21 protein-coding genes are annotated in these 22,241 nt (G+C 43.7%); 11 read left to right on the top strand and 10 right to left on the bottom strand.

Annotated elements, in window-relative coordinates:
- Positions 1-30 precede the first annotated feature (30 nt).
- On the top strand, positions 31-1,128 hold the full coding sequence (locus tag KUL49_RS03490) for an NADH:flavin oxidoreductase (RefSeq protein WP_131136328.1): 1,098 nt from the start codon (positions 31-33) through the stop codon (positions 1,126-1,128).
- 37 nt (positions 1,129-1,165) lie between these two features.
- Here KUL49_RS03490 and KUL49_RS03485 read toward each other — a convergent pair whose 3' ends face one another.
- The 6 genes from KUL49_RS03485 to dapA form a co-directional block, all read right to left on the bottom strand.
- The gene (locus tag KUL49_RS03485) at positions 1,166-3,499 is read right to left on the bottom strand and encodes an EAL domain-containing protein (RefSeq protein WP_131136327.1); all 2,334 of its coding nucleotides are present in this window, start codon (positions 3,497-3,499) and stop codon (positions 1,166-1,168) included.
- A 65-nt stretch (positions 3,500-3,564) separates the two neighbouring features.
- Complete coding sequence (locus KUL49_RS03480; RefSeq protein ID WP_131136326.1) at positions 3,565-4,749, bottom strand: diguanylate cyclase; 1,185 nt, start codon at positions 4,747-4,749, stop codon at positions 3,565-3,567.
- A gap of 170 nt (positions 4,750-4,919) precedes the next feature.
- The gene (locus KUL49_RS03475) at positions 4,920-5,795 is read right to left on the bottom strand and encodes a DMT family transporter (protein WP_039227637.1); all 876 of its coding nucleotides are present in this window, start codon (positions 5,793-5,795) and stop codon (positions 4,920-4,922) included.
- 188 nt (positions 5,796-5,983) lie between these two features.
- A complete protein-coding gene (gene purC, locus KUL49_RS03470) occupies positions 5,984-6,697 on the bottom strand; it encodes a phosphoribosylaminoimidazolesuccinocarboxamide synthase (RefSeq protein ID WP_131136325.1) in 714 nt (237 codons plus the stop codon).
- Between the two features lie 12 nt (positions 6,698-6,709).
- Entirely contained in the window at positions 6,710-7,813 is a 1,104-nt protein-coding gene (gene bamC / locus KUL49_RS03465; RefSeq protein ID WP_131136324.1) for an outer membrane protein assembly factor BamC, read from the bottom strand.
- A gap of 12 nt (positions 7,814-7,825) precedes the next feature.
- Positions 7,826-8,710, bottom strand: a complete 885-nt coding sequence (gene dapA / locus KUL49_RS03460; RefSeq protein WP_014949660.1) for a 4-hydroxy-tetrahydrodipicolinate synthase — start codon at positions 8,708-8,710, stop codon at positions 7,826-7,828.
- A 178-nt stretch (positions 8,711-8,888) separates the two neighbouring features.
- Between dapA and KUL49_RS03455 the strand changes: the two genes are divergently transcribed.
- Both KUL49_RS03455 and bcp read left to right on the top strand, forming a co-directional pair.
- Positions 8,889-9,452 (top strand): glycine cleavage system protein R, encoded by a 564-nt coding sequence (locus KUL49_RS03455; RefSeq protein ID WP_014976680.1) that lies wholly within the window; start codon positions 8,889-8,891, stop codon positions 9,450-9,452.
- A complete protein-coding gene (bcp, locus tag KUL49_RS03450) occupies positions 9,430-9,894 on the top strand; it encodes a thioredoxin-dependent thiol peroxidase (RefSeq protein WP_014949662.1) in 465 nt (154 codons plus the stop codon). The genes KUL49_RS03455 and bcp overlap by 23 nt, the downstream gene beginning before the upstream one ends.
- Positions 9,895-10,054: 160 nt before the next feature.
- Here bcp and KUL49_RS03445 read toward each other — a convergent pair whose 3' ends face one another.
- Entirely contained in the window at positions 10,055-11,128 is a 1,074-nt protein-coding gene (locus tag KUL49_RS03445) for an AI-2E family transporter (protein ID WP_014949663.1), read from the bottom strand.
- 343 nt (positions 11,129-11,471) lie between these two features.
- Between KUL49_RS03445 and KUL49_RS03440 the strand changes: the two genes are divergently transcribed.
- Positions 11,472-12,935 (top strand): M48 family metalloprotease, encoded by a 1,464-nt coding sequence (locus KUL49_RS03440; protein ID WP_014949664.1) that lies wholly within the window; start codon positions 11,472-11,474, stop codon positions 12,933-12,935.
- Positions 12,936-12,952: 17 nt separating this feature from the next.
- Here KUL49_RS03440 and KUL49_RS03435 read toward each other — a convergent pair whose 3' ends face one another.
- The gene (locus KUL49_RS03435; RefSeq protein ID WP_131136323.1) at positions 12,953-13,465 is read right to left on the bottom strand and encodes a TlpA disulfide reductase family protein; all 513 of its coding nucleotides are present in this window, start codon (positions 13,463-13,465) and stop codon (positions 12,953-12,955) included.
- 218 nt (positions 13,466-13,683) lie between these two features.
- Between KUL49_RS03435 and arsC the strand changes: the two genes are divergently transcribed.
- The 4 genes from arsC (at position 13,684) to KUL49_RS03415 (ending at position 17,137) form a co-directional block, all read left to right on the top strand.
- On the top strand, positions 13,684-14,037 hold the full coding sequence (arsC, locus tag KUL49_RS03430; RefSeq protein WP_131136322.1) for an arsenate reductase (glutaredoxin): 354 nt from the start codon (positions 13,684-13,686) through the stop codon (positions 14,035-14,037).
- Entirely contained in the window at positions 14,037-14,627 is a 591-nt protein-coding gene (gene wrbA, locus KUL49_RS03425) for an NAD(P)H:quinone oxidoreductase (protein ID WP_131136321.1), read from the top strand. The genes arsC and wrbA overlap by 1 nt, the downstream gene beginning before the upstream one ends.
- Before the next feature lie 76 nt (positions 14,628-14,703).
- A complete protein-coding gene (locus KUL49_RS03420) occupies positions 14,704-15,126 on the top strand; it encodes a DUF2069 domain-containing protein (RefSeq protein WP_039220793.1) in 423 nt (140 codons plus the stop codon).
- Positions 15,127-15,169: 43 nt separating this feature from the next.
- On the top strand, positions 15,170-17,137 hold the full coding sequence (locus KUL49_RS03415; protein WP_131136320.1) for a hypothetical protein: 1,968 nt from the start codon (positions 15,170-15,172) through the stop codon (positions 17,135-17,137).
- Positions 17,138-17,187: 50 nt separating this feature from the next.
- Here the strand turns inward: KUL49_RS03415 and hda are convergent, their stop codons facing one another.
- Positions 17,188-17,925 (bottom strand): DnaA regulatory inactivator Hda, encoded by a 738-nt coding sequence (gene hda / locus KUL49_RS03410; RefSeq protein WP_014949670.1) that lies wholly within the window; start codon positions 17,923-17,925, stop codon positions 17,188-17,190.
- Between the two features lie 6 nt (positions 17,926-17,931).
- Positions 17,932-19,383, bottom strand: a complete 1,452-nt coding sequence (locus tag KUL49_RS03405; RefSeq protein WP_131136319.1) for a DUF2066 domain-containing protein — start codon at positions 19,381-19,383, stop codon at positions 17,932-17,934.
- A 304-nt stretch (positions 19,384-19,687) separates the two neighbouring features.
- Here KUL49_RS03405 and purM point away from each other — a divergent pair, with 304 nt between their 5' ends.
- The 3 genes from purM to KUL49_RS03390 are packed head-to-tail and all read left to right on the top strand — an operon-like array spanning position 19,688 to position 22,096.
- Positions 19,688-20,728: a phosphoribosylformylglycinamidine cyclo-ligase gene (gene purM / locus KUL49_RS03400; protein ID WP_014976688.1), complete on the top strand. Its 1,041-nt coding sequence runs from the start codon at positions 19,688-19,690 to the stop codon at positions 20,726-20,728.
- Positions 20,725-21,375 (top strand): phosphoribosylglycinamide formyltransferase, encoded by a 651-nt coding sequence (gene purN / locus KUL49_RS03395; protein WP_014979424.1) that lies wholly within the window; start codon positions 20,725-20,727, stop codon positions 21,373-21,375. The genes purM and purN overlap by 4 nt, the downstream gene beginning before the upstream one ends.
- Positions 21,335-22,096 carry a DUF3108 domain-containing protein gene (locus KUL49_RS03390; protein WP_242633713.1) on the top strand — a complete coding sequence of 254 codons (762 nt, stop codon included), beginning with the start codon at positions 21,335-21,337 and terminating at the stop codon, positions 22,094-22,096. The genes purN and KUL49_RS03390 overlap by 41 nt, the downstream gene beginning before the upstream one ends.
- The last annotated feature ends 145 nt before the right edge of the window (positions 22,097-22,241 follow it).

The following is a 22,241-nucleotide window of genomic DNA, read 5'->3' as shown; positions in this document are numbered from 1 at the left end:
TATATCTTAAAATAAAGAAATGAAACGTTAATGAATAAAACTACTCTTTTTTCCGATTTTAAATGCAAAAGCCTTTCATTAGACAACCGCATCGTTATGGCGCCAATGACTCGCCAGTTTTCTCCCAACGGAATTCCAACGCTTGACGTCGCAGGTTACTACAAACGACGCGCCGAAGGTGGAACTGGCCTCATCATTACTGAAGGTACAACAGTTAATGACAAGGTCGCTACTATGGATGCTAACATTCCACAATTTCACGGTGAGCAAGCGCTAGCCGGTTGGAAAAATGTGGTAGATGAAGTTCACAGTGTCGGTGGGAAAATTATGCCTCAACTATGGCACGTGGGTATGGCGAGGGTAGCGGAAAAAGCGCCTTATCCTGAACTTCCAAGTGCAGGGCCTTCAGGTTTATTCAAACCAGGAAAACAGGGCGCTGAACCTATGACCGTTGAACACATTGAATCCGTGATTACTGCCTTTGCACAAGCAGCAGCAGATGCCAAAACTATTGGTATGGATGGAATTGAGATTCACGGTGCTCATGGTTATCTAATCGACCAGTTCTTCTGGGAAGGCACAAACCAGCGAACTGACAGTTGGGGCGGTAACATGGAAAATCGTGGACGATTTGCAGTTGAAATAATTAAAGCCATACGTGATGCAACCGGTCCCGATTTTCCGATCGTACTGCGCTATTCGCAGTGGAAACAACAAGATTACACCGCTCGTTTAGCGCACACGCCCCAAGAACTAGAACAGTTTCTTCTGCCGCTAAGTGAAGCTGGAGTAGATGTTTTTCATTGTTCTCAGCGCCGCTATTGGGAAAACGAATTTGAAGGCAGTGATTTAAACCTTGCAGGCTGGACGAAAAAATTAACTGGCAAGCCCACCATAACGGTAGGGTCAGTTGGGCTCAATGACGACTTCTTCGGCGCATTCAAAGGGCAAGATTCCAGCACTCGCTCAGTCGATGATTTACTTGAACGTTTAGACGCTGGCGAATTTGATCTGGTTGCTGTAGGAAGAGCGCTACTACAAGATCCGAACTGGGCAAACAAAATAAAAGAAAACCGCACCAACGAACTAGAGCAATACTCTGGTAAAGCGTTAGCAACGCTGTCTTAAGCCCTATTAAATTAAGCACTAGCGCGGCAAAGTTGCGCTAGTGCCTCTCCCAAAAGGACTCAAAGTCTGATTTGCTGAGCGGTTTTGCAATGAAATAACCCTGCGCATAATCACAGCCCATGCTTTTTAGAATATCGTATTGTTCTTGTGTCTCGACACCTTCCGCTACTACCTTTATTCCGAGTTTATTCGCCATCACAATAATGGCTTCGCACAGCACCTTATCATTGCTAACGTCAGTCATCGACTTCACAAAGCTCCTGTCAATCTTGATAAAGTCTGTAGGAAAGCGCTTTAAATAAGAAATAGAGCTGTAACCTGTACCAAAATCATCCAACGCGATATCAACGCCTGCTTGCCTAAACTGGAAAAGCTTCTTGGACACCATCTCGTTGGCTTCCATTAATAAGTTTTCCGTGACTTCAAGAAGTATAGAACGCGCAGAGATATTCTGGTCTAAAAGCAGGTTTAACCATTGAGTTATATTAGATTCTAAATTGAAGTAGTGGCTAGGTGACGTATTAATACTCACCTGCAGTTCTTGACGGTTTTGGGCTTTCCATTGTTTGATATTTGCACAGACTTCATTAAATACCCAATTACTGATATCAATGATGAGTCCAGATTCTTCAGCAAGTGGAATAAATTCATCAGGTGTAATTCTCCCCTTCGTGGGATGCTGCCATCGAAGTAACGCTTCAGCTTTCATCACTTTCTGGCTACTGAAACATGCAATTGGCTGGTACTCAATAAACAATTCTTTGTTCTTAACTGCATAGCGCAAATCATTCAACAAGGTCATTCTCTTGATTGCTGCAGTTTGCATGTCGTGAGTATAATACTGATAGTTGTTTTTACCGAGATCTTTAGCACCGTACATCGCTTGGTCGGCATTCTTTAACAGGCCTTTGACATCTTTTGCGTCGTCCGGGTATAAGGTGACACCTAGGCTCGCGCTAGTATGCACACGTTCCAGCTCTAAACTATAAGGTTTTACGATCTCGCCAAGTAGCTTTTGTACGACCAGTTCTATAGAACTTAGGCCTTTAATGCCGTTTAGGATAATGACAAATTCGTCACCGCCTAATCGGGAAACGGTGTCATCTGAACGCAAACACTGCTTTATTCTTCTGGCGCACTCAATTAAAAGCTTATCACCTATATCGTGACCAAGCGTGTCATTAATATCTTTGAAATTATCAAGGTCCAAGAATATCACCGCTACCTTATCGCTCTCTCTATCGGCAGCCTTAATGGCTAACTGTAAGTGATCCAACATAAGGTTTCGGTTAGGAAGTCCTGTCAAAGAATCAAAGTTGGCTTGCTTCCATATAAGTTGATTCGCCAGCTCTCTTTCAATAGCGATGCTAGCGATATGCGCGAACTGCTCGATTAAGCGCATTTCTTCCGCTGTCGGTACTGCTTTTTCTCTATGATAAATTGCAAAAGTACCAATAGCGTCACCATTAGCTCCTTGTATTGGTTGTGACCAACAAGAGCATACACCAGCGCGCAATGCTAAATCTTTCCAATCGGTCCAAAAGGGGTGCGTACTGATATCTTCAACAATGGTCGGTAAGTTCGTCGCGGCTGTATTTCCACATGCTCCCCTGCCTACACCAAACTCAACGCCATCGATAGCGTCGTTATAAAAGTCGGGTAAAGAAGGCGCAGCACCCTTTTTCAGCTTGCCATCTTCTAATAGCAGGATACTGCAAATTTGATCTGTGTATTCGGCCTCTATAGCATTCACAATGTCGTGGAGCACGGTATGCAATGACTCTGCATTTACCACTTTCTCTAAAATAGCGCTCCTCACACGGGTGATTTTTTGTGTTTGAGCTAGCTTAAATTGGTACTCTTCCAACTGAGTTGAGAGAGCATTGAATTCTTGTCGCTGTAGTTCCGACTCTACAAGTTTTGCAAGCTGCTCTAATTGCTGTATTTGAACGCAATTGAATATTTTTGGATTATTATCCGACACACATAGCGTTCCCACCGCAAACCCTTCTATCATCAGCCTAACACCCGCGTAAAAACGAATGCGAGGATGACCAACCACAAAAGGATTGCTTTTGAAGCGAGGGTCCTCTTGAGTATCTGGAACGACTAAGGTTTTGTCCTGCGCTATAGCATGGGCACAAAAGGCGACATCCCTTTCTGTTTCAGTCATATCGAGATTAATAGCCGACTTAAACCACTGCCTACTGTCATCGACAAATGTGATGGATGCGAATCTACAATCAAAAATGCTACTTGCTAGTCGAGTAATACGGTCAAAGCGCTCTTCTGGTGGGGTATCGAGCACTCTCAGTTTGTTGAGTGCGGCTAGCCTCTCATGTTCATTTACAATAGTCGGGGGTGTGCGCACAACTCACTCCTAAATCCAACACGGTCGAATTGCGCACATTGTGCAACACGCTTTCAATAGCGTGGTTAAGCCAGTTGGACATTATTTCTGCCGCTCTCTTTGGCTTTATATAATGCGTCATCGGCTTCCGATAGTGCTGACTCAATAGTGTCATGATGTTCTTTTACATAAGATACACCCGCACTAACAGTGATATCAATAAACTTCCCATTCACATCTAGAGGGTTTTTACTTATTCGATCTCTTAACTTTTCAGCTAACTTGAAGGCGCCTGCGCGGTCGGTATCAGGCAATAAAAGTACGAATTCCTCACCGCCAATGCGCGCTACGCAATCTGCATTACGCGAAGACATTTTTAAAATTTTTGCTACGTGTTTAATCGCTTTATCACCCATGTCGTGGCCGTGAGTGTCGTTGATACGTTTAAAAAAATCGATATCGATCATCACCACTGACAGCGATCGCTTGTAGCGGTGACTAGCCGCTATTGCTTGTTGGGAAACAATCTGAAATGCCCGTCGATTTAGTAAACCAGATAGGTAATCAAAATTAGCGTCTCGCTGGAGCTTAGTGGCAAAACGACTTACCTTTGCCACCATTGGACGAAATATGAAAAACGCTTCAACTAATATGGTGAGAATAATGATGCCCAACACTACGTTTTGTGCATTTCTAAGGTCGTTTACTTTTTCCAAACTCTCTTTTTCATATTGCCCAACAATGTTGTGTAACGGTGTTAGCAGGTCGCTTTCTGCGAGTTGTAAAAACATCAAACTTCCGTTAGAAAACTGGACAGCGCCAACATTACCATTTTCTGAAAGTGCGGCCCTTATCTCGCCTTCAAATAACTTTATTTTCTTATTTACATCAGAGGGAGGCATAAAATAGAGGTTATACAGTTCTTCAGAAAGTGGGCTGGGTTGACCTTTTGATAATGCTTCAAAATGTGGTGCTAGCAGAAACTGATGGTTTTGCTTCATTTTCTCAATCGCAGCTATAGAGAGTCTTTTTGATTTTTGAGCGCCAGTTTGCAAGTAATCGACCGCAAACATACTGGCTCTTTGCGAAAGCATGCGTTGCTGACCACTTACGTTAACAATTTTGCCAGTATTGTTCTGCTCTGAAATGACTTCATCTAACATGAAGTGAACAACCAGAGACAGTACCGCAATCACTGAAAGCGAAATAACATAAGTTAGCGTTAACAATCTGCCTGGATTTCTTATCGTTATTGGATCTTCTGCGTTCATAACTGCGTTCCCATTATTTAGTGATCTACTACGTTAGCACTGTTGGAAAATTCAAATATTGCTCTTTAGTCTAGAAATATGCGTTAACGCTCCCCCATTAAACTTTATAGAACTATTTCGCCACGGCGGAAAATAACGCTTTTTCTGTTTTAAACGTAGCGTATAAAACGCTATTTTTTTATAACCAAGTAGATGCCACCCAACGTAGCTATTGAAGCAACCAGGATCTGCATTGTGAGTGGCTCACCAAGCGCTATCCACCCCATCAGCGATGCTATGACAGGCACGCTCAGTTGCACTGTCGCGGCGGTGGTTGATTTGATAAGGGGAAGCGCGCTGTACCAAATAGCGTATCCGCAACCCGATGCAAACACCCCTGATGCAAGCGCGTAATAAACACCCTCGCTATCTAAGACAAAATTATCTGCGCCCACGAAGCAAACCACACCAACCAAAGGAACACAGAAAAACGCGGCATAGACAAAATTACCCGATGTAGATAAAAGGGCTGAGCTACTTTTTTTACCCAAAAGCGAATAGACGCCCCAAGCCATACCCGCCAAAACCATAACCGCGCCTGCTAAAAGAGGCGGTGCTGCCGCGCTAGGCAACAGTAAGATAACAAGGCCTAAAAATGCCAACACAAACCCCAACCACTGCCATTTTTTAAATCGCTCGCCATTGAACAACCCTACGGAAATCATAGTGAGTTGCACGGCACCAAATAATAAAAGTGCCCCCGTTCCCGTGGACATTGAAATATAGGCATATGAAAAGCAGATAGCGTAAACGAACAACGAAATGCCACCGAGTACGCTGGCGTTGGTTTTTAGGCCATGAAAAAGGCCTTGAGAAGGCACGCTCTCACTTTTGCGACGTAGGAAATAAGAAGACAAAAGTAACAACGCTATCGCCCCGCTCGCTAAGCGTAAGATAGTAAAACTAGCAGGGTCTATATCGGTGTTAGCAAGAGCCATGCGGCAAAGTAGCGAATTAGCAGCAAATGCAATCATGGCAATAGCGACCAATACAAAGGTTTTCAACAAACCGAATCTCCCTAGTTTTAAACGCAAAAATGCTTAGCAGTACACTAACTTATCCCGTAATGCATCGAAAAGTAAATGCTTAAACGCAAGAGACAATATTTTACAACGACGTAGACAGGTCAAACTGCCTAAAACGAAAAAGAGGACCGAAAGGTCCTCTTTAAATTAGTTATTACTTGATGAGAGTTTTAAAGCGATACGCCTAAGCGCTCAGCCACTTCAATATAGGTCTCGACTACAGAGCCCAAACCTTGTCTAAAGCGGTCTTTGTCCATCTTTTTACGGGTTTCTTTATCCCACAAGCGACAGCCATCTGGTGTGAACTCATCACCTAGTACGATATTGCCATCTTTGTCGACACCAAACTCTAGTTTATAGTCTACAAGCAACATACCCGCGTCATCAAAGAGTGCTTTCAAAACACTGTTAACCTTGAAGGTCAATGCTTTCATTTCAGCAATTTGCGCTTCGGTTGCCCAACCAAATGATAAAATATGGTAGTCATTTACCATTGGGTCGTGAAGTGCATCATTCTTTAAGAAAAACTCGAAAATAGGTGGGTTAAGCTCTTTGCCCTCTTCCACACCCAGTCTGCGAACTAAAGAGCCAGCAGACAAGTTTCTCACCACACACTCAACAGGGATCATGTCGAGCTTCTTAACCAAAGACTCAGTGTCAGAAACCAGCGCCTCAACTTGCGTTGCAATGCCTGCTTCTTCAAGCTTTGTCATAATAAAGTGATTAAACTTGTTGTTTACTTCACCTTTGCGTTCTAGCTGTTCAATCTTCTCACCATCAAACGCCGAAGTATCGTTTCTAAAGTGAAGAATAAGTTTATCGCTATCATCAGTGTAATAAACAGTTTTTGCTTTACCGCGGTAAAGCTCGTCGCGTTTTTCCATTCTCAGTCTCAGTTATATATCAAGGTTATCTTCTGACATGACCTCAGCAAATGCACTGTAAAGGTCGGAAACCTGATTTGCTTCAAACGGTACACTTTCATTATTCATGAAGGTAACTGACGTGCGATCTGCACCCGCTCTTGCAACTTTCAAACGATAGTCACCTTTCTTTAGCAACTCTTTATCGCTTGAGAATAAACCATCCCACCAACTACCTTGATCACCATTGTAAGTGACAAATAATAGGCCGTTTGATTTATCTAAATCTTTAACGTCAAAACCAAGCTTACGCAGTACTAACAGCATTCTTGGCCACGCTACATCATACTTAGCTTCTACGATATACGCCGCATCACCATCGGCATTAAAGCCCATCTCGGTATTGATACCCTGACGGATACGAGCAATTCTTCGTGTCTCTGCTAGCTGAATTTGGTACTCATAGTGACCAACAACTTGATTCAACACCTCAACTTCTTCGCGACGTTCTTCCATTGAAGAGACTTCTGCAACCACGTCGTTGCCCAATGTTTGCATATAGTCCTTTAATTCAACAGTAAGCGCAGCACTACGGCCGTGAGGTTTAACTTCTAAGCTGAATTCAAAACGTCGACCGATTTCGCTTTCTTCATCTATAAAGCTATACCAAGGACCTTCGACTTCTCTAGTTATCACCATCCAGTCAGTAACCAGCACTTTCTCTTCTGGACTAAAGCTATCTACACCAATACCTTGTTCATCTAAGAAACTTAAAAGCGAGTTCCAAATTGCTTGGCTTAGCGGCTGACTATCGTCAACCTGGTCAAACCAAATGGTTGCTGAACTCTTACCTTCCTGAATGTGAGAACCCGTAACTAACGGTAAAACTAATGCTGGCGAGCGAACCATCAACGACTTGCCCACCAAATTTGAATCGGCCTCTTGACCTAACTCAGGTAATACAAAATCACGAGAAAAAGCAGGTGCATCTAAGTCAGAAGGTACTTTTAGCGATTCTTGTTCTTTAGTTTTTAAGTATTCGTAGCTGCCAGACGCGGTCTTTCTATCTATTTGGCTTGAACAACCTGCAAGTGCAACCATCGCTACTGAACTTGCTATAGCCAGCGTTCTTTTCATCTGTGTTCCTTATTAACCAGAAATCAATGCGTATTTTTTTAGTAGTTCTTCGATACGTTTTTGGCTTGATAGTTCCGGTAAAACCATAGGTAATCGCATAACTGCGCTTTCCATCATGCCCATTTTATACAATGCCCACTTCGGCATTACAGGATTTGGTTCAATAAATAGTTCGCTGTGAAGCAACTTAATGGTTTCATCGATATCGCGACATTTATCAAAATTATTTTCTAGCGCAGCTTCACACATTTGTGCGATTGCTTTAGGCACTATGTTAGCCGTTACGGAGATAACGCCATGACCGCCTTCACACATAAACTCGCAGCTTGAACCGTCATCGCCGCTAAGTAAAACGAAGTCATCGGGAACCAAAGGCTGAGTAGCCTTAAGGCGTGCAATATTGCCAGTCGCGTCTTTAAGACCAACGATATTTTTGTGCGTTGCTAATTTAGCCACCGTTTCAGGCAGCATGTCGGCTACGGTGCGGCCTGGCACATTGTAAAGAATAACAGGTAAGTCACTAGCGTCTGCAATTGCATTAAAGTGCGCGACCATACCCGCCTGTTGAGGCTTATTGTAATAAGGTACTACGCTTAGGAAACCGTCTATACCTGTAGAGCCTAATTGCTCTGTAAGAAAAATAGCCTCTGCCGTAGAGTTTGCGCCACTGCCGGCAATAACCGGAATTGCTCCCGATGCCATAGCAACGGTTTCTTTAACCACATTGATGTGTTCATCAAAAGGTAGCGTTGCTGACTCACCAGTAGTTCCAACCGACACTATACCGTGGGTGCCCTGCTCTACATGAAACTTCACAAGTTTCTCTAAAGACTTGTAATCAATATCGCCGTTTTCGAACATCGGCGTGACGAGTGCTACGTAACTACCAGTAAACATAATCTCTCCGAAAAATGTGAGCGCACATGGTAAATATGTCGGTGCTTAAACACAAGTAATAGCGCAAGTAAAATGACAAGAATTTGACAATATCTTATTCAAAGGCAAGAAAAAGGCGCTGACTTATAAAAAAACTCTGTGCTAACATCCCGACATTATTAACATTGAAGTGAAGTAGATGTCGAAACACCAACTTATCGTCACCATCTTGGGGACAGACAAAAGTGGCATTTTAAGCGAAATTGCAACGACGGTATCAGAAGCTCAGTGCAATATTCTAGATAGCAGGCAAGCCATTTACGGCAAAGAGTTCTCGTTGACCATGATCATAGAAGGAACGCAAAGCGCTATCACAAAAGCTGAATGTATTTTACCTTCGCTATTTCAGCGTCTTGACCTGCTTTCTATGATGAAGCGCACTAGCCATCACGAAAAGCAAAACCTTGCCCATCTTTTTAATGTCGAGTTTAGTGGCGAAGATGCAGCTGGCTTGATTAAAGCGGTGACCGGCTTTTTTGCCGAGCGTCATGCAATGATAAGCGCATTTAGACAACGCACATTTAAAGACAAAACATCGGGTAAAGACAACATGCGCTGCAAATTTGTTGTTTCTCTTCCCTCTAATGAAAATGTAGACGCACTAGAATCTGATCTAATGTCCCTGTTCACTTCGTTAAATGTGACAGGCAAAGTTGTAGACAAACAAAAAAAGGATCCCAATGAAAACGTTACAAGCTGGTGATAAAGCCCCACAATTCTCATTGCAGAACCAAAATGATGAAACCGTATCTTTAGCTGATTTCGCAGGTAAAAAAGTACTGGTTTATTTTTACCCTAAAGCGATGACGCCAGGTTGCACAGTACAAGCCCAGGGCTTACGCGACGTAAACGAAGAACTAACGGCGAAAAATGTGGTTGTGCTAGGAATTAGCCCAGATGCAGTTAAACGCCTGCCTAAATTCATCGAAAAAGAAAACCTAAACTTTACGTTGCTTTCTGATGAAGACCACGCCGTTGCCGACGCTTTTGGTGTGTGGGGACCTAAAAAGTTTATGGGTAAAGAGTATGATGGCATTCATCGCCAAACATTCCTCGTGGATGAAAACGGTGTTATTGAGCACGTTTTCAACAAGTTCAAAACAAAAGAACACCACACCGTAGTACTTGATTATCTAAACAGCTAAACCGGTATAGAATTTAAAAAGCCCCGATAACATTATGTTTTCGGGGCTTTTTTATACTTGTTCAATTCGTATCAGTGTTTACCTATAACGCCTATTTGAATCAGTACTCGTTTTGAATCTCGTACTGGATGGCGCTGACTGGTTCGCCAAATGGGAATAACTACTTTGCCTCTTCGGGTACAATAACGGGGTTACTAGACCACGCTGTAATTACCGCCTTCACGAGGGTAGCGAGAGGAATAGCGAAAAATACGCCCCAGAAACCCCAAAGACCTCCAAACACTAATACTGCAACGATTATATAAAGCGGATGCAAGCTAACCGCCTCCGAGAATAGCAGCGGTACCAACAAGTTACCGTCTAACGCCTGAATAATACCGTACGCTATCATTAAATACCAAAATTCTGGTGAAATACCCCACTGAAACATAGCGACAACGGCCACGGGTATAGTAACCACTGCTGCACCAATGTACGGAATAAGTACTGAAAATCCCACCAATACGCCAAGCAAAATAGCATAACGTAAGTCCATCAATACAAACGTTACGCAGCTCACCGCGCCCACAATTATAATCTCGATCACTTTGCCGCGAATATAGTTGGCAATTTGAGAGTTCATTTCGTGACCAACTTGCGTAATTAAGCGTCGCTCCTTAGGCAGCAAGCGAGATATGCTGTCTAAAAAGAAAAGCTTATCTTTTAGCATGAAAAACACCATAAGCGGTACGAGGATAACGTAAACGAGCAACGCAGCTAAGTTGGCGATATTACTAAACGAAGCAGAAATAAGGGTTTCGCCCACCTCAACCAATTTGTCATTTAAACCTTCCATCATTTGATGGATTTGATATACCTGAACGTAATCTGGATATTTGTCCGGAAGCGTTAATATCCATTCTTGTGCTTTCTGCCATATTAGCGGCGTTTCTTGAATCAAGTTAACGCTTTGCTTTGATATAATTGGAACAAGGCCAATTAAGGTTAATATGGTTATAGTGATAAAGCCGAGCATTACAACGACGCAGGCGAGCGTTCTACTTACGCCGACATTTACCAAGCGACAGACTGGCCAATCGAGTAAATACGCAATCACTGCTGCGACCAACACAGGCATAATTAGCCCGCCCCACAATAGCAACACTGCCGTGGTCAAAAGGATCAAGATAAGCAACATTGCTGCATCAGGATCAGAAAATTTGCGTCGGTACCAACGACCAAAAACGCTAATCATATAAACGCCTAGAAATTACTAAGAATAGGACACGCATCATAGTTGATAGCGCTAGCACTTAGCAATAAGTAGCACTTAAGAATCTTTCAAAATCAAACTGGTATGATGTTTTTACAGTATAAGCATTAATGTGTAGAGTGGTTGTTACAACAGTAAAAGAATAAACTGGATGCGTTTGTGTCGCATTGGTATAACTGACGTGTCATAAACGAGATGGCATAGGCGATATTGCCTTGTGTCTTCGAAAATGATGCATATAAGAAAAAATAAAATTTGAAACTGTTTAGCAACTTAGCGCTCTAAGGATTAAGCAGTATTAACCGTATACAATGATTGTAGGTTCATGAGAAAAAAGTTTTCAGCATCTTTGGTTGCCCTTTCCTTCGTGCTCACATCGAGCCTCACGGCTGTTGCACAAGATGCCAATTACAGCAATAAAAATGCGTTACCTGAAATAGGTGTTGTTGCGTCAGACGCCATATCGCTTGATAAAGAGATGATCGTAGGCGATGCCGTAATGCGGCAAATGCGCGGTCAAAGTCCTGTAATCTCAGATCCGGTGCTGGATGAATATTTACAGGATGTAGGCAACCGATTGGTTGTCCATGCTGACAACGCCAAATTTCCTTTTGAATTTTTCTGGGTAAATAATGATGCCATTAACGCATTTGCGTTTTTTGGCGGTCACATTGGTGTTCACACCGGTTTAATGCGTCGTGCTGAAAATGAAAGTGAACTGGCTTCGGTGCTAGCGCACGAAATTTCTCACGTAACTCAACGCCACATAGCGCGACGTATGCAGGCGCAGCAGCGCTCATCTCCCCTAGCCTTGGCGTCACTTATCGGCGGGGTGCTAATTGCTATGGCCAACCCAGAAGCGGGAATTGCGGCCATGCAGGCGGGAACCGCAGCCTCTGCACAATTGCAAATCGACTATACCCGTTCAAATGAACAAGAAGCCGATAGAATTGGTATCGCAATGCTTGCTCGTGCGGGCTTCGATCCGAGTGCGGCTGCTTCATTCTTTTCTACCATGGCGGAAGAGTACCGCATGGTTTCTCGTCCACCCGCAAGGCTGCTCACTCACCCTTTAACCGAAACCCGTATTGCTGATGCGAGAAATCGCGCTGGTGACTACCCTAGACGCTACTTACCCATTAACAAGCAATTCGAGTTGGCAAAAGCACGTATAAAGGCACGCTACTCGTTTAAAGCTGATTACGCTGTAGAATATTTCGAAGCGGCCGTGGCTCAAGACGTACAGCGCAGTAAAGAAGCGTCATTATATGGTTTAGCGCTTGCTTATATGCGCGCCGAAAAAATCGAAAAAGCCAAAGACATTATGGATGAGTTAATAGCAAAAGATAGAGGTAACCTCTTTTATCTCGACGCTATGACAGATATCTATATTTCGCAAGGTGAGCCTTTAAAAGCCGTTGAAATGCTAAGACCTCACGTTACGCATAACCCTAGAAATCAAGTATTGGCACTAAACCAGGCCAATGCTTACATAAGCGCAAACAAATATGAAGAAGCGGTGTCTCTACTTAAGGATTTCCTGCTGGTTAAAAAAGATTATCAATTGGCACATCAGTTGATGAGTGAGGCGTATCAAAAGTCGAAACGTTTCTCGCAAATGCATCAGAGCAAAGCGGAAGTATATGCATTGTATGGTGCTTATAACCGCGCGGTTGACGAACTTCAATATGCGTATAATTTCGCAGGCGATGATCACCTTGAAAAACAAAGAATCAGAGCGAGAATAAAACAATTTCGCGACCAAGAAGAGCGTTTACAACGACTCTAGACCATCGCACTTCCCTGCTATTCGTCAGCGCCTTTCAATTCAGCTAGGCGCTGACGCAGATGCGCTGCCGTAATTTCTCCCATTATCGTATCCTTTATTTTCCCATCAGGTCCAAGAATAAACGTTGCTGGTAAATAAGGGGGTTTTTGCATGGGCAGTTTAGTGTCTGGCGAACTTATAATAACAGGCAAATCAATATCAAACTTCTCAGCCATGGCTTTGAGTTCAGGCTTCGTTTTAAGGTCGTAGTTAATAGCAAAAAGACGGGTATCGTCAGGAAGCGAATGATTAAATGTGACGAGCTCAGGCATTTCTCGTAGACATGGTGCACACCATGGCGCAAAGTAATTTACCACAACCCACTTCCCCTCAAGATCTTGCCAAAGGTAAGCAGTTCCATCTAATGTTTCAAAGTCATGTTGAAGACGCTGATACGTATATGCACCGGCAAACGCAACAAGCGCTAACAGCACTAGAAAGAGTATAGGCTTTATTTTTCCTGCATTGCTTTTTAGCTGTGACAACAACATATAACCTTCTAATTTTGACTATTTTTTCATAGTGCCAGATTCTTACTTCGCGCACTAACATAAATTCAACCACGCTGTTTAAACACCGTTTTCCAGAAACGATGCTGTAAACAAAGAATAGTACGAATTTATTACCCGTTATCGGTAAACTGCTTGATATTCTATGGCAAAAACGCAATAGTTCGCGCCAATTCATATAATCATGAACAAGAGTATTTATGACAGACATTACCATTATTCACAATCCTCGCTGTTCAAAGAGCAGACAAACCCTAGCACTACTTAAAGAGCAAGGTGTAGCGCCTGTTATTGTTGAGTACCTAAAGCACCCTCTTGACGCAAAAGAACTGAAAGAGATATTTAAAAAACTTAACCTTGGATCGGTTAGAGATATGATGCGTACTAAAGAAGCAGAATATAAAGATGCTAACTTAGGTGACAGCGCACTGTCTGATAATGCGCTTTTTGAAGCTATGGCTCACACGCCCAAGTTGATAGAGCGTCCCATTGTTATAAATGGCGAGAAAGCCAGAATTGGTCGTCCGCCAGAATCTGTTTTGGAAATTGTATAGTGCAACCTGTTCTCGTACTTTATTACAGCCGCAACGGCAGCACAAAGCGATTAGCTGATGCCATCGCCCAAGGAGTATCGTCATTAGATGTTCCTGTGATAGTACGTACAGTCAAGAGTATCAGCGATGCAGCTAATGACGCGGCATCTAGTGCTGTACCCGAGGTCTCCCTTCAGGAACTCGAACAGTGCAGTGCCCTGGCGTTAGGTAGTCCTACGCGTTTCGGCAATATGGCAGCGCCAGTAAAACACTTTTTGGATTCTACAAGCAGTCAATGGTTAAAAGGCGCGTTGATTGACAAGCCTGCGTGTGTATTTACATCTTCTTCTTCCATGCACGGCGGCCAGGAATCCACATTACTTTCCATGATGGTTCCGCTTATCCATCACGGCATGGTGATTTGCGGGCTACCTTACAGTGAGCCTGCGCTACACAACACCACAATGGGTGGCAGCCCTTACGGTGTAACACACGTCGCTCATCACAGTTTAAGTGCACCAGAGCAATTGAGTGTAGATGAAAAAGCGCTATGCATTGCTCAGGGTAAGCGACTTGCAATGTTCGCTAAAAAACTAGCAGACAACGCCTAACAGTTACGTTATTTGGCGCATAAAACGTAGACCTTATAAAGAACATTAAAAAACAAATTGTTTCGGAGACATTACCATGGCACCAGATACGCGTTTTTATCGCTATCTCGCACTTATAAGCCACACCGGGTTAATCGTATGGATAACACTGTGGCAATTTACATTTACTAAAGAGCATACTTACTCTCCTTTGTTTATTGCCTTGTTTTATATTTTACCTTTATTGTTACCTTACTGGGGTATATTAAAAGGCAAGCCATATACTCACGCATGGGCCAATTTTGTCGTTTTGTTTTACCTCATTCACGGATGCACTGTGGCATACGCTGTACCTGATGAACGTTGGTATGCAGTGGTAGAGATTATTCTATGCACGGGTATGTTTGTCGGCTGTAGTGCGTTTGCTAGAAAACGTGGTCGTGAATTGGGTTTGGGCCTTAAAAAGCTTAAAGAAGAGATGCAAGAAGAAAAAGCACGCTTTGAGCAAGGTCAACAATGATCATGTAATACACAGCGAAAACACATGCTGCCAAGGGGTTAATATGACACGCCATTTGCCTGAATTTACATTAGTAATCGCATCATTATCGTTACTTGCAGCATGTGGAGGTTCTGGTTCAGGCGATAGTTCAGCCCCAAGCACTCCTTCCATTCCTCCAACCATTAGCATTTCAGGCCCTACAAACGCCGTTGTAGGCGATGCGGTCGACTTTGCTGTCGCCTCGCCTACTGGCCACGCTATTGTAGATATCGATTGGCAAGTCTCAGGCGTATCACAGCAGCCTCTCAGTGCTCACACGCAGGCTATCGGCTTTGATGTTACCTCTTCAGGTAGCTTTGATATCGCCGTAAACGTTAGCTTAGAAAATGGCACAACGCTTACAGACACCATAACGTTACAAACGAACGAAAGTACCGCGCCGATTGCCGCATTACGATTGGGTCATGAGGCATCCGAAGGCGGCAGAGTTTCTCTTCGCGTTGACACCGTTAACTCGCAAGGGTTAACAATCTCAAATATCACGTGGCAACAAACGTCTGGACCAATCGTCAATAACTTCAACTTTGATGATGGTGATTATTCTCATTCGATATATTTTCAAGCGCCTCGAGTCAGCAACGACACAATCATTGAAATAGAAAGTACCGTTACACTCTCAAATGGCGAGGTGTTAACCGATAGCGCGCAAGTTCTAGTGAAAAACATCGACATTAACAATAGCGGCTTTTTTGTAGATGACGAGACAAGTATTCCCGAAACGGTAAGCGCGCATATGCAGCCCTATAGAGCCGACAGCCCTTACGCGTCGGCACTTGTTGATTGTGTTTATAACAATCAGGTTTCAAACAGCTGTACGTTCTCTCAGCTACCACTGATTGGCCAAGTCACCGAAAGCCCCACTATCGATGATATTTTAGATAGAACATACGTCTCGCATCCGTGGATGGGCGATGCATTTAGAACGTATTTAGAAACTTCAGCAACCCGTGATGACATGCTTAAGTTACTACGCGCAACTAACGCGATTGTGATTTCTTACGATATCCGCCCGTCATTTTATTGGGTTGCCACTGGTGCCATTTACTTAGATGCCAACAACTTTTGGCGCACACCGCAAGAGCGAGACACGCTAAATACTCGCCCAGATTATAGAAGTGGTTTTGGTAGTGAGCTCGATTTTACGACGTCATGGCGCTACGTGAAAAACGGGGCCTATTATTTCCCTAATATCAGCACAGCGAACGTAGCAGATAGACTTCCACGTGACGTGAGCGACGTAGAAGCAGCATTAAGCTATTTGCTATACCACGAGCTAGCTCACGCCAATGACTTTTTCGACTACACCGAATGGCAACAACTCAGCAATAGCGCGAGCCCACTGTCGTCTTATGATGACAGCTCTCCCATTTCTACGGGGCTAACAACTTCATTGCCTCTTACGTCGTCACAACTCCATGCTTTGGCCGAAGTTCGATACGGCGGCGCAACCGCTTCAAGCGCGCAGCGAAATTATACCGCGCTACAAGTGGCAAATTGGTTTGAGGATGATGGTGCGGTTGCTTTCTATTCTTACTTTACGGAACGAGAAGATCTCGCCATGTTATTCGAGCGCTTCATGATGCTTTACCGGCTTGAGGCAGAAGCGGATGTAGGCGTATTTACAAGAGAGACACTGGAAGACGGCAGTTTCATTCCCACTTGGGCTCAGAGAAACCGTGTAAATGATGATAACGTTACTATGCGCGTAGATTACGTATTAAGTAGAATTTTACCCGAACTCGAAATACCTGCTATTCAAGCGTCACTTCCAAGCCCTTATCTGCTTCCGAACGATATTACCTGGCGGGACTCTGCGTCTAGTACAAATCCAAACGTACAGTCTGCGAGCGATAAGTTAATGCTACAGAACGGCGGAAACAATTCGGTTACTTCTGATGGAACTCTAATGACGGTAGCAGAAGAATTTAGAACCACATCAAGCGCTCATAGTTTAAGAAAAGAACAATAAACGGCAACACAGCAGCGATTTGACTAATTTAGGTTAAGCTCGCGCTTAGACTATCTTAGGTTAAGCTCCCGCTTAACCATGCCCACCGATAAGCGTTTTTGTTCTTGGAGTGAGCGTGTGTCTAAACGGGCTAATAGTGACATGAGGCTTTTTAGGTCTCGTTCACTATGGTGCAAAAGAAACTGTAGTGCTTGGTTTGATAGCTTTAACCCACGTTCCGCTGCACGTAAGCGCACGGCTTCTTCACGACCATTGTCATCCAGTTGGTTTACGTGATAAATAACCCCCCACGCCAAGCGAGAACGCAAGTCAGGTAATACAAAAGCCGGGTTAGATGGGCCTAGGTGACTAGAACAAAGTACCATGGTTTGTTTAGTCTCAATCACTCGGTTTAACAAATCGAACAACGCTTCTTCCCAACGTAAATCGCCCGCTATCGCGTGAATGTTGTCTAATGCAATTAACGAAAGATTCTCTAGGCCTTCGAAAATATCGAGCGACCACGCTTCGTAATTATTAAGATTTAAATAAAGGTGACTAACCGATTTTTCGGCTAGTTGATGACAAGTGGCAAACAATAAGTGACTTTTACCGATAGCGGTACTGCCTAGTAAAGTAAGCAAAGGCAGCTGAAGCGATGCTAAAGGCCCCAATTCAGGAGCCTCGCGCCAGTGTGGCAGCGCATCTGCAATCTGCTCAAGGACTGAAACTACTTCTTCGTTACCCGTATTGACAAAACTATCGAAGTTTTCGTCAACAGGTAGCGTGACAGGCAAAGGCAGCTGCATGCTAAATTAATTGCTCCAATAGAAACTATGTCCTTTCACGGATTGTCCGTACGAATCGGTTACGGGACGTAATTTGCTTTCTAGTTTAATACTGTTAAGTAAATCGTCCACCGTTCCAATTAATGTAAGTGAGTACGTGGCAACAGAACCAGATTGCTCTACTAGTGTAGCGTTTTCAATCACACTTAAACTATTTAAATAGTCAGTAGCGCTGGCGTAACTTTTTACCGAGCCAATATTGGCAATCGATACCTTGATAACTTCTCGCTCAGACGCTTCGATTCCTACGATTGCATAAAGCGACGATAAATAATTTGAGTAGGCATCGATTAACTGATTGCCAAGAGCTTCGGGCGAATCACCGTATATGCTGCCATAGCTAACCTTACCGCCACCAACGAACACCCAGTCTAGTGCATAGTCACCTTCATCGGCACGCTTCGCATAGTTGGCAAACTCGTTCATGGTGAACGGCATCGTTGTGCTCTCTTCCTGCGCCAGCTCCTTCGCCGAGGTTCCGTCAGCATTATTTAAGTTTTGGTTTGTAGCGTCATAACCGTCGTTTAACTGAGCATCAACACCGTTATTAATCGCACCAGACTCAACGTTATCTGAAAAGGTACGCTGTGCGTCTGTATTATCTACACGCGGATTTCGCTCATCGAAACTTTGTTCATCAGCTTGTGCTCTAAACTGTGCTTCTTCATCTAGCACGCTATCAAGAGATTCTACTGTGCCAGAAGGCACAACATTTTCCGGCAAATCAGGAATTGCACTCGCGTCGTTACGATAAACTCTGGCACCAATAATGTTGTCGACGCTATAGCGTGTAGATGCTTTGCGCAAAGGCTCAACAAATCGTCCCCACACATCATAAGTAGAAATATTTACATTGTCGGTAAGGTCCATTAAAGGCAAGCTTAATGGAACGCCTCGTTCTTTCGCCGTTTGTTTGAGCGTATGTTGTAATTCTGTATTGAGAGATTCGTCTAAGATGATGCGAGTTTCGTTTTCGTCTTCCTGCGCAAGCCACACTATCGTTTCAGGGCGTCTATCACCCCAGAGCGGAAGCATTTCACGCTGAAGAAGTTCATTGAGTTTTGCTTGATCGAACTCCGCAACGTAATACGTTCTGCCTTTGTCAAAAGCAAATCGATAGGAACGAAGCAGCGATTGAGGCGACGATAAGGCTGCTCTAACACCGGCATTATCGAGCACACTTGTGCTGCCCGACATTTTCACAAAAACCTGCCTTAATGCTTTTTTAAGCGCGTTTTGTTGGGTGCGCTGAGTTTGATCTTCAACTTGAATCTGCGCTTCGTTGACCACCACGCGTTGAGCCGCATTTATAAAGGGGGCGTAAGTCAGCGCAGCAAGAAATGAAATGCCCAGAATGCCTTTCAAGCTAACTCTCGTTAAATTAGTTCCATTGGTGTTACGCTTTACTGCCGTTAACATTGACACTCCATACTCTCTTAAAATCAATTCCTTACCTATCGAATCGTCAGTTAATCTCGCTTACCTATATACGGTAAACTCGGACTAACCTGCGCGCAATTCACTCAACTTTTTAGAGCGAGACATTTTATCAAGCAAGATGTTCACCAAAAGATAGCCTTCTATTGTCTTTTATATTGGGTTTAATTTCACCCCTAAAATAAAAAAGATCAAAAAGCGCATAAAATAGCCTTCACAAATTGGACTTGTGACGACTTGCTGGTAGAATCCGCGGTTTTCTACCTCTTAGTTTCAGGGCCCAACCGTGAGCGAAAATAAAACCTCTTTAAGTTACAAAGATGCAGGCGTAGATATCGATGCAGGTAATCAACTTGTTGAACGCATTAAATCTGTTACCAAGAAAACCCATAGACCAGAAGTAAAAGGTAATCTGGGTGGTTTTGGTGCACTTTGTGAACTGCCTACTAAATATAAAAAGCCGCTACTTGTTTCAGGTACTGACGGCGTGGGTACAAAACTAAGAGTTGCTATGGATGCTAACCGTCATGACGGTGTTGGTATCGACTTAGTAGCAATGTGCGTAAACGACCTTATTGTTCAAGGTGCTGAGCCCCTATTCTTTCTAGATTACTACGCAACTGGCAAGCTTGACGTTGATGTAGCCGCGTCGGTCGTTACCGGCATTGGCGCCGGCTGTGAGCAAGCAGGTTGTGCATTAATTGGTGGTGAAACAGCCGAAATGCCTGGAATGTATCACGATGGCGACTACGATATTGCAGGCTTCTGCGTCGGCGTGGTTGAAGCTGATAAGGTTATTGACGGCACTAACGTTAAACCAGGTCAAAAACTAATTGCACTTGGTTCATCGGGCCCTCACTCAAACGGTTACTCATTAGTTAGAAAGATTATTGAAGTTAGTGGTGCAGATGTAAACGCCGACCTAAACGGCAAGCCTATCATCGACCAACTTCTCGAGCCTACTCGCATCTATGTTAAATCGGTATTGGCATTGCTTGAAGAAGTGCAAGTAAGCGCTATTTCTCACATCACGGGCGGTGGTTTTTGGGAGAACATCCCTCGCGTGCTACCTGAAGATGCGAAAGTGGTTATTGATGAAAGCACCTGGGAATGGCCTGCAATCTTCTCTTGGTTACAAGAAAACGGTAACGTGACTCGCCACGAAATGTACCGCACGTTTAACTGTGGTGTTGGCCTTGTAATCGTTGTTGACGAAAGCGATACCGATGCTGCACTGAATATTCTTAAACAACACGGTGAAAATGCTTGGGTTATTGGTGATATCGCAGCAAAAGATGGCGAAGAGCAAGTAGAGATCAACGCGTGAGTAACAGTGTAACCAAACTATGCGTACTTATTTCAGGTAATGGCAGCAATTTACAAGCCATTATCGATGAAATAAAAGCAGGCCGTCTGAATGCGGAAATCAGCGGCGTGATCAGTAATCGCCCTACTGCTTATGGTCTGGAACGCGCTAAAGAAGCCGGGATCAATGCGGTTTGCTTAGATCATACAGGCTTCGATTCACGAGAGTCTTATGACGGGGCGCTCAAAGCACAAATTGAGGCTTTTGGCGCAGACTGTGTTGTTCTTGCAGGCTTTATGCGTATCTTAACACCGGAGTTCGTCGACAGCTTTGCTGGAAAATTAGTGAACATTCATCCATCTTTGTTGCCGAAGTACAAAGGTTTGAATACGCATCAGCGAGCTATCGACAATGGAGACAAGGAGCACGGCGTTAGCGTGCACTTTGTTACACCAGAGCTCGACGGCGGCCCTGTTATCATTCAAAGCCGCGTACCTGTGTTTGAAGATGACACAGCAAGCGACTTGGCCGAGCGTGTTCAAGAACAAGAACGTCGTATCTATCCGCTTGTGCTATCTTGGTTTAGTGCAGGTCGATTATCGATGCGAAACAATAAGGCAGTTTTAGATGAGCAAGAATTACCAGAATCTGGTTATGCAAGCGACTAAGCCTTTTGCTTTAGGCGCACTGTTAGCAGCATCGCTTTCAGTGGCGGCGCAAGCAAACCCTAGTACAGAAAATACGGATAGTGCAGAGCTACCGCTTCATCCCTACAAGGCAACCTATACCGCATACAAATGGGGTGACGACGTAGGCGAAGCGAATATTGAGCTCTCGAAATTAGGTGACCAACAGTATTCTCTAATTTACACGTCAAAAGTGTCTAAGTTTTTCTTGTCTGACAAACGCAGTGAACATTCTATTTTTACTGTTAATGATAATACCGTCGTACCTTCTGAGTACTACTATAATCGTTCTGGCACAGGGCCTGATAAAGAGCTTAAGGTAACGTTTAGTCATCAGGGACAAGGCAAAATTGCAGTCGAGAATGGCGAAACATTTGATTGGAACGGTGAATTTGATAACCAAATTTATCGTATTGACCTTGCAAAGCAGTTAGCGGAAGGTAAGACATCTTTAGAATACCACTTCGTAAATTATCGTGGCGAACTTCGTCACTACGGCGTTCAAGTGGTGGATGAAGAGGTATTGTCTTTACCTTTCGGTAAAATTGAAACTGTAAAAGTTAAGCTTATTCGCGACTCAAATAAGCGTGAGACGTTTGCTTGGTTTGCGCCATCACTTAACTACACGTTAGTTCGTCTGCAACAGTTCAAAGAAGGCGATGAACAGGGCGATATCAAACTGAAATCGTTTGAGACGCAGTAAAGCGTAAAGATAAACCGTTTTTTGTCTCAACAACTTTTTCACAATTGTTGAATAAAGCACGTTATGAACTAGCATTCAGACGTGCTTTTTTATTTACACTGTTGCTGTCTTATCCTCACGTAACCTCTTCTCGTTTCGCAACACA

Origin of the sequence: Alteromonas sp. KUL17, assembly GCF_006538305.1 — a bacterium.
GTDB lineage: Bacteria > Pseudomonadota > Gammaproteobacteria > Enterobacterales > Alteromonadaceae > Alteromonas > Alteromonas macleodii.
This window is presented reverse-complemented; position numbering and strand designations above follow the sequence as displayed.

Excerpts from the sequence above, each read along its gene's own strand:
- hda (WP_014949670.1), bottom strand. The coding sequence starts at position 17,925 with ATGCAGCTGCCTTTGCCTGTCACGCTACCTGTTGACGAAAACTTCGAT.
- arsC (WP_131136322.1), top strand. The coding sequence starts at position 13,684 with ATGACAGACATTACCATTATTCACAATCCTCGCTGTTCAAAGAGCAGA.
- KUL49_RS03480 (WP_131136326.1), bottom strand. The coding sequence starts at position 4,749 with ATGAACGCAGAAGATCCAATAACGATAAGAAATCCAGGCAGATTGTTA.
- KUL49_RS03445 (WP_014949663.1), bottom strand. The coding sequence starts at position 11,128 with ATGATTAGCGTTTTTGGTCGTTGGTACCGACGCAAATTTTCTGATCCT.
- KUL49_RS03435 (WP_131136323.1), bottom strand. The coding sequence starts at position 13,465 with ATGTTGTTGTCACAGCTAAAAAGCAATGCAGGAAAAATAAAGCCTATA.
- KUL49_RS03405 (WP_131136319.1), bottom strand. The coding sequence starts at position 19,383 with ATGTTAACGGCAGTAAAGCGTAACACCAATGGAACTAATTTAACGAGA.
- dapA (WP_014949660.1), bottom strand. The coding sequence starts at position 8,710 with ATGTTTACTGGTAGTTACGTAGCACTCGTCACGCCGATGTTCGAAAAC.
- KUL49_RS03440 (WP_014949664.1), top strand. The coding sequence starts at position 11,472 with ATGAGAAAAAAGTTTTCAGCATCTTTGGTTGCCCTTTCCTTCGTGCTC.
- bcp (WP_014949662.1), top strand. The coding sequence starts at position 9,430 with ATGAAAACGTTACAAGCTGGTGATAAAGCCCCACAATTCTCATTGCAG.
- KUL49_RS03490 (WP_131136328.1), top strand. The coding sequence starts at position 31 with ATGAATAAAACTACTCTTTTTTCCGATTTTAAATGCAAAAGCCTTTCA.
- KUL49_RS03420 (WP_039220793.1), top strand. The coding sequence starts at position 14,704 with ATGGCACCAGATACGCGTTTTTATCGCTATCTCGCACTTATAAGCCAC.
- KUL49_RS03390 (WP_242633713.1), top strand. The coding sequence starts at position 21,335 with ATGAGCAAGAATTACCAGAATCTGGTTATGCAAGCGACTAAGCCTTTT.
- purC (WP_131136325.1), bottom strand. The coding sequence starts at position 6,697 with ATGGAAAAACGCGACGAGCTTTACCGCGGTAAAGCAAAAACTGTTTAT.
- KUL49_RS03455 (WP_014976680.1), top strand. The coding sequence starts at position 8,889 with ATGTCGAAACACCAACTTATCGTCACCATCTTGGGGACAGACAAAAGT.
- bamC (WP_131136324.1), bottom strand. The coding sequence starts at position 7,813 with ATGAAAAGAACGCTGGCTATAGCAAGTTCAGTAGCGATGGTTGCACTT.
- KUL49_RS03415 (WP_131136320.1), top strand. The coding sequence starts at position 15,170 with ATGACACGCCATTTGCCTGAATTTACATTAGTAATCGCATCATTATCG.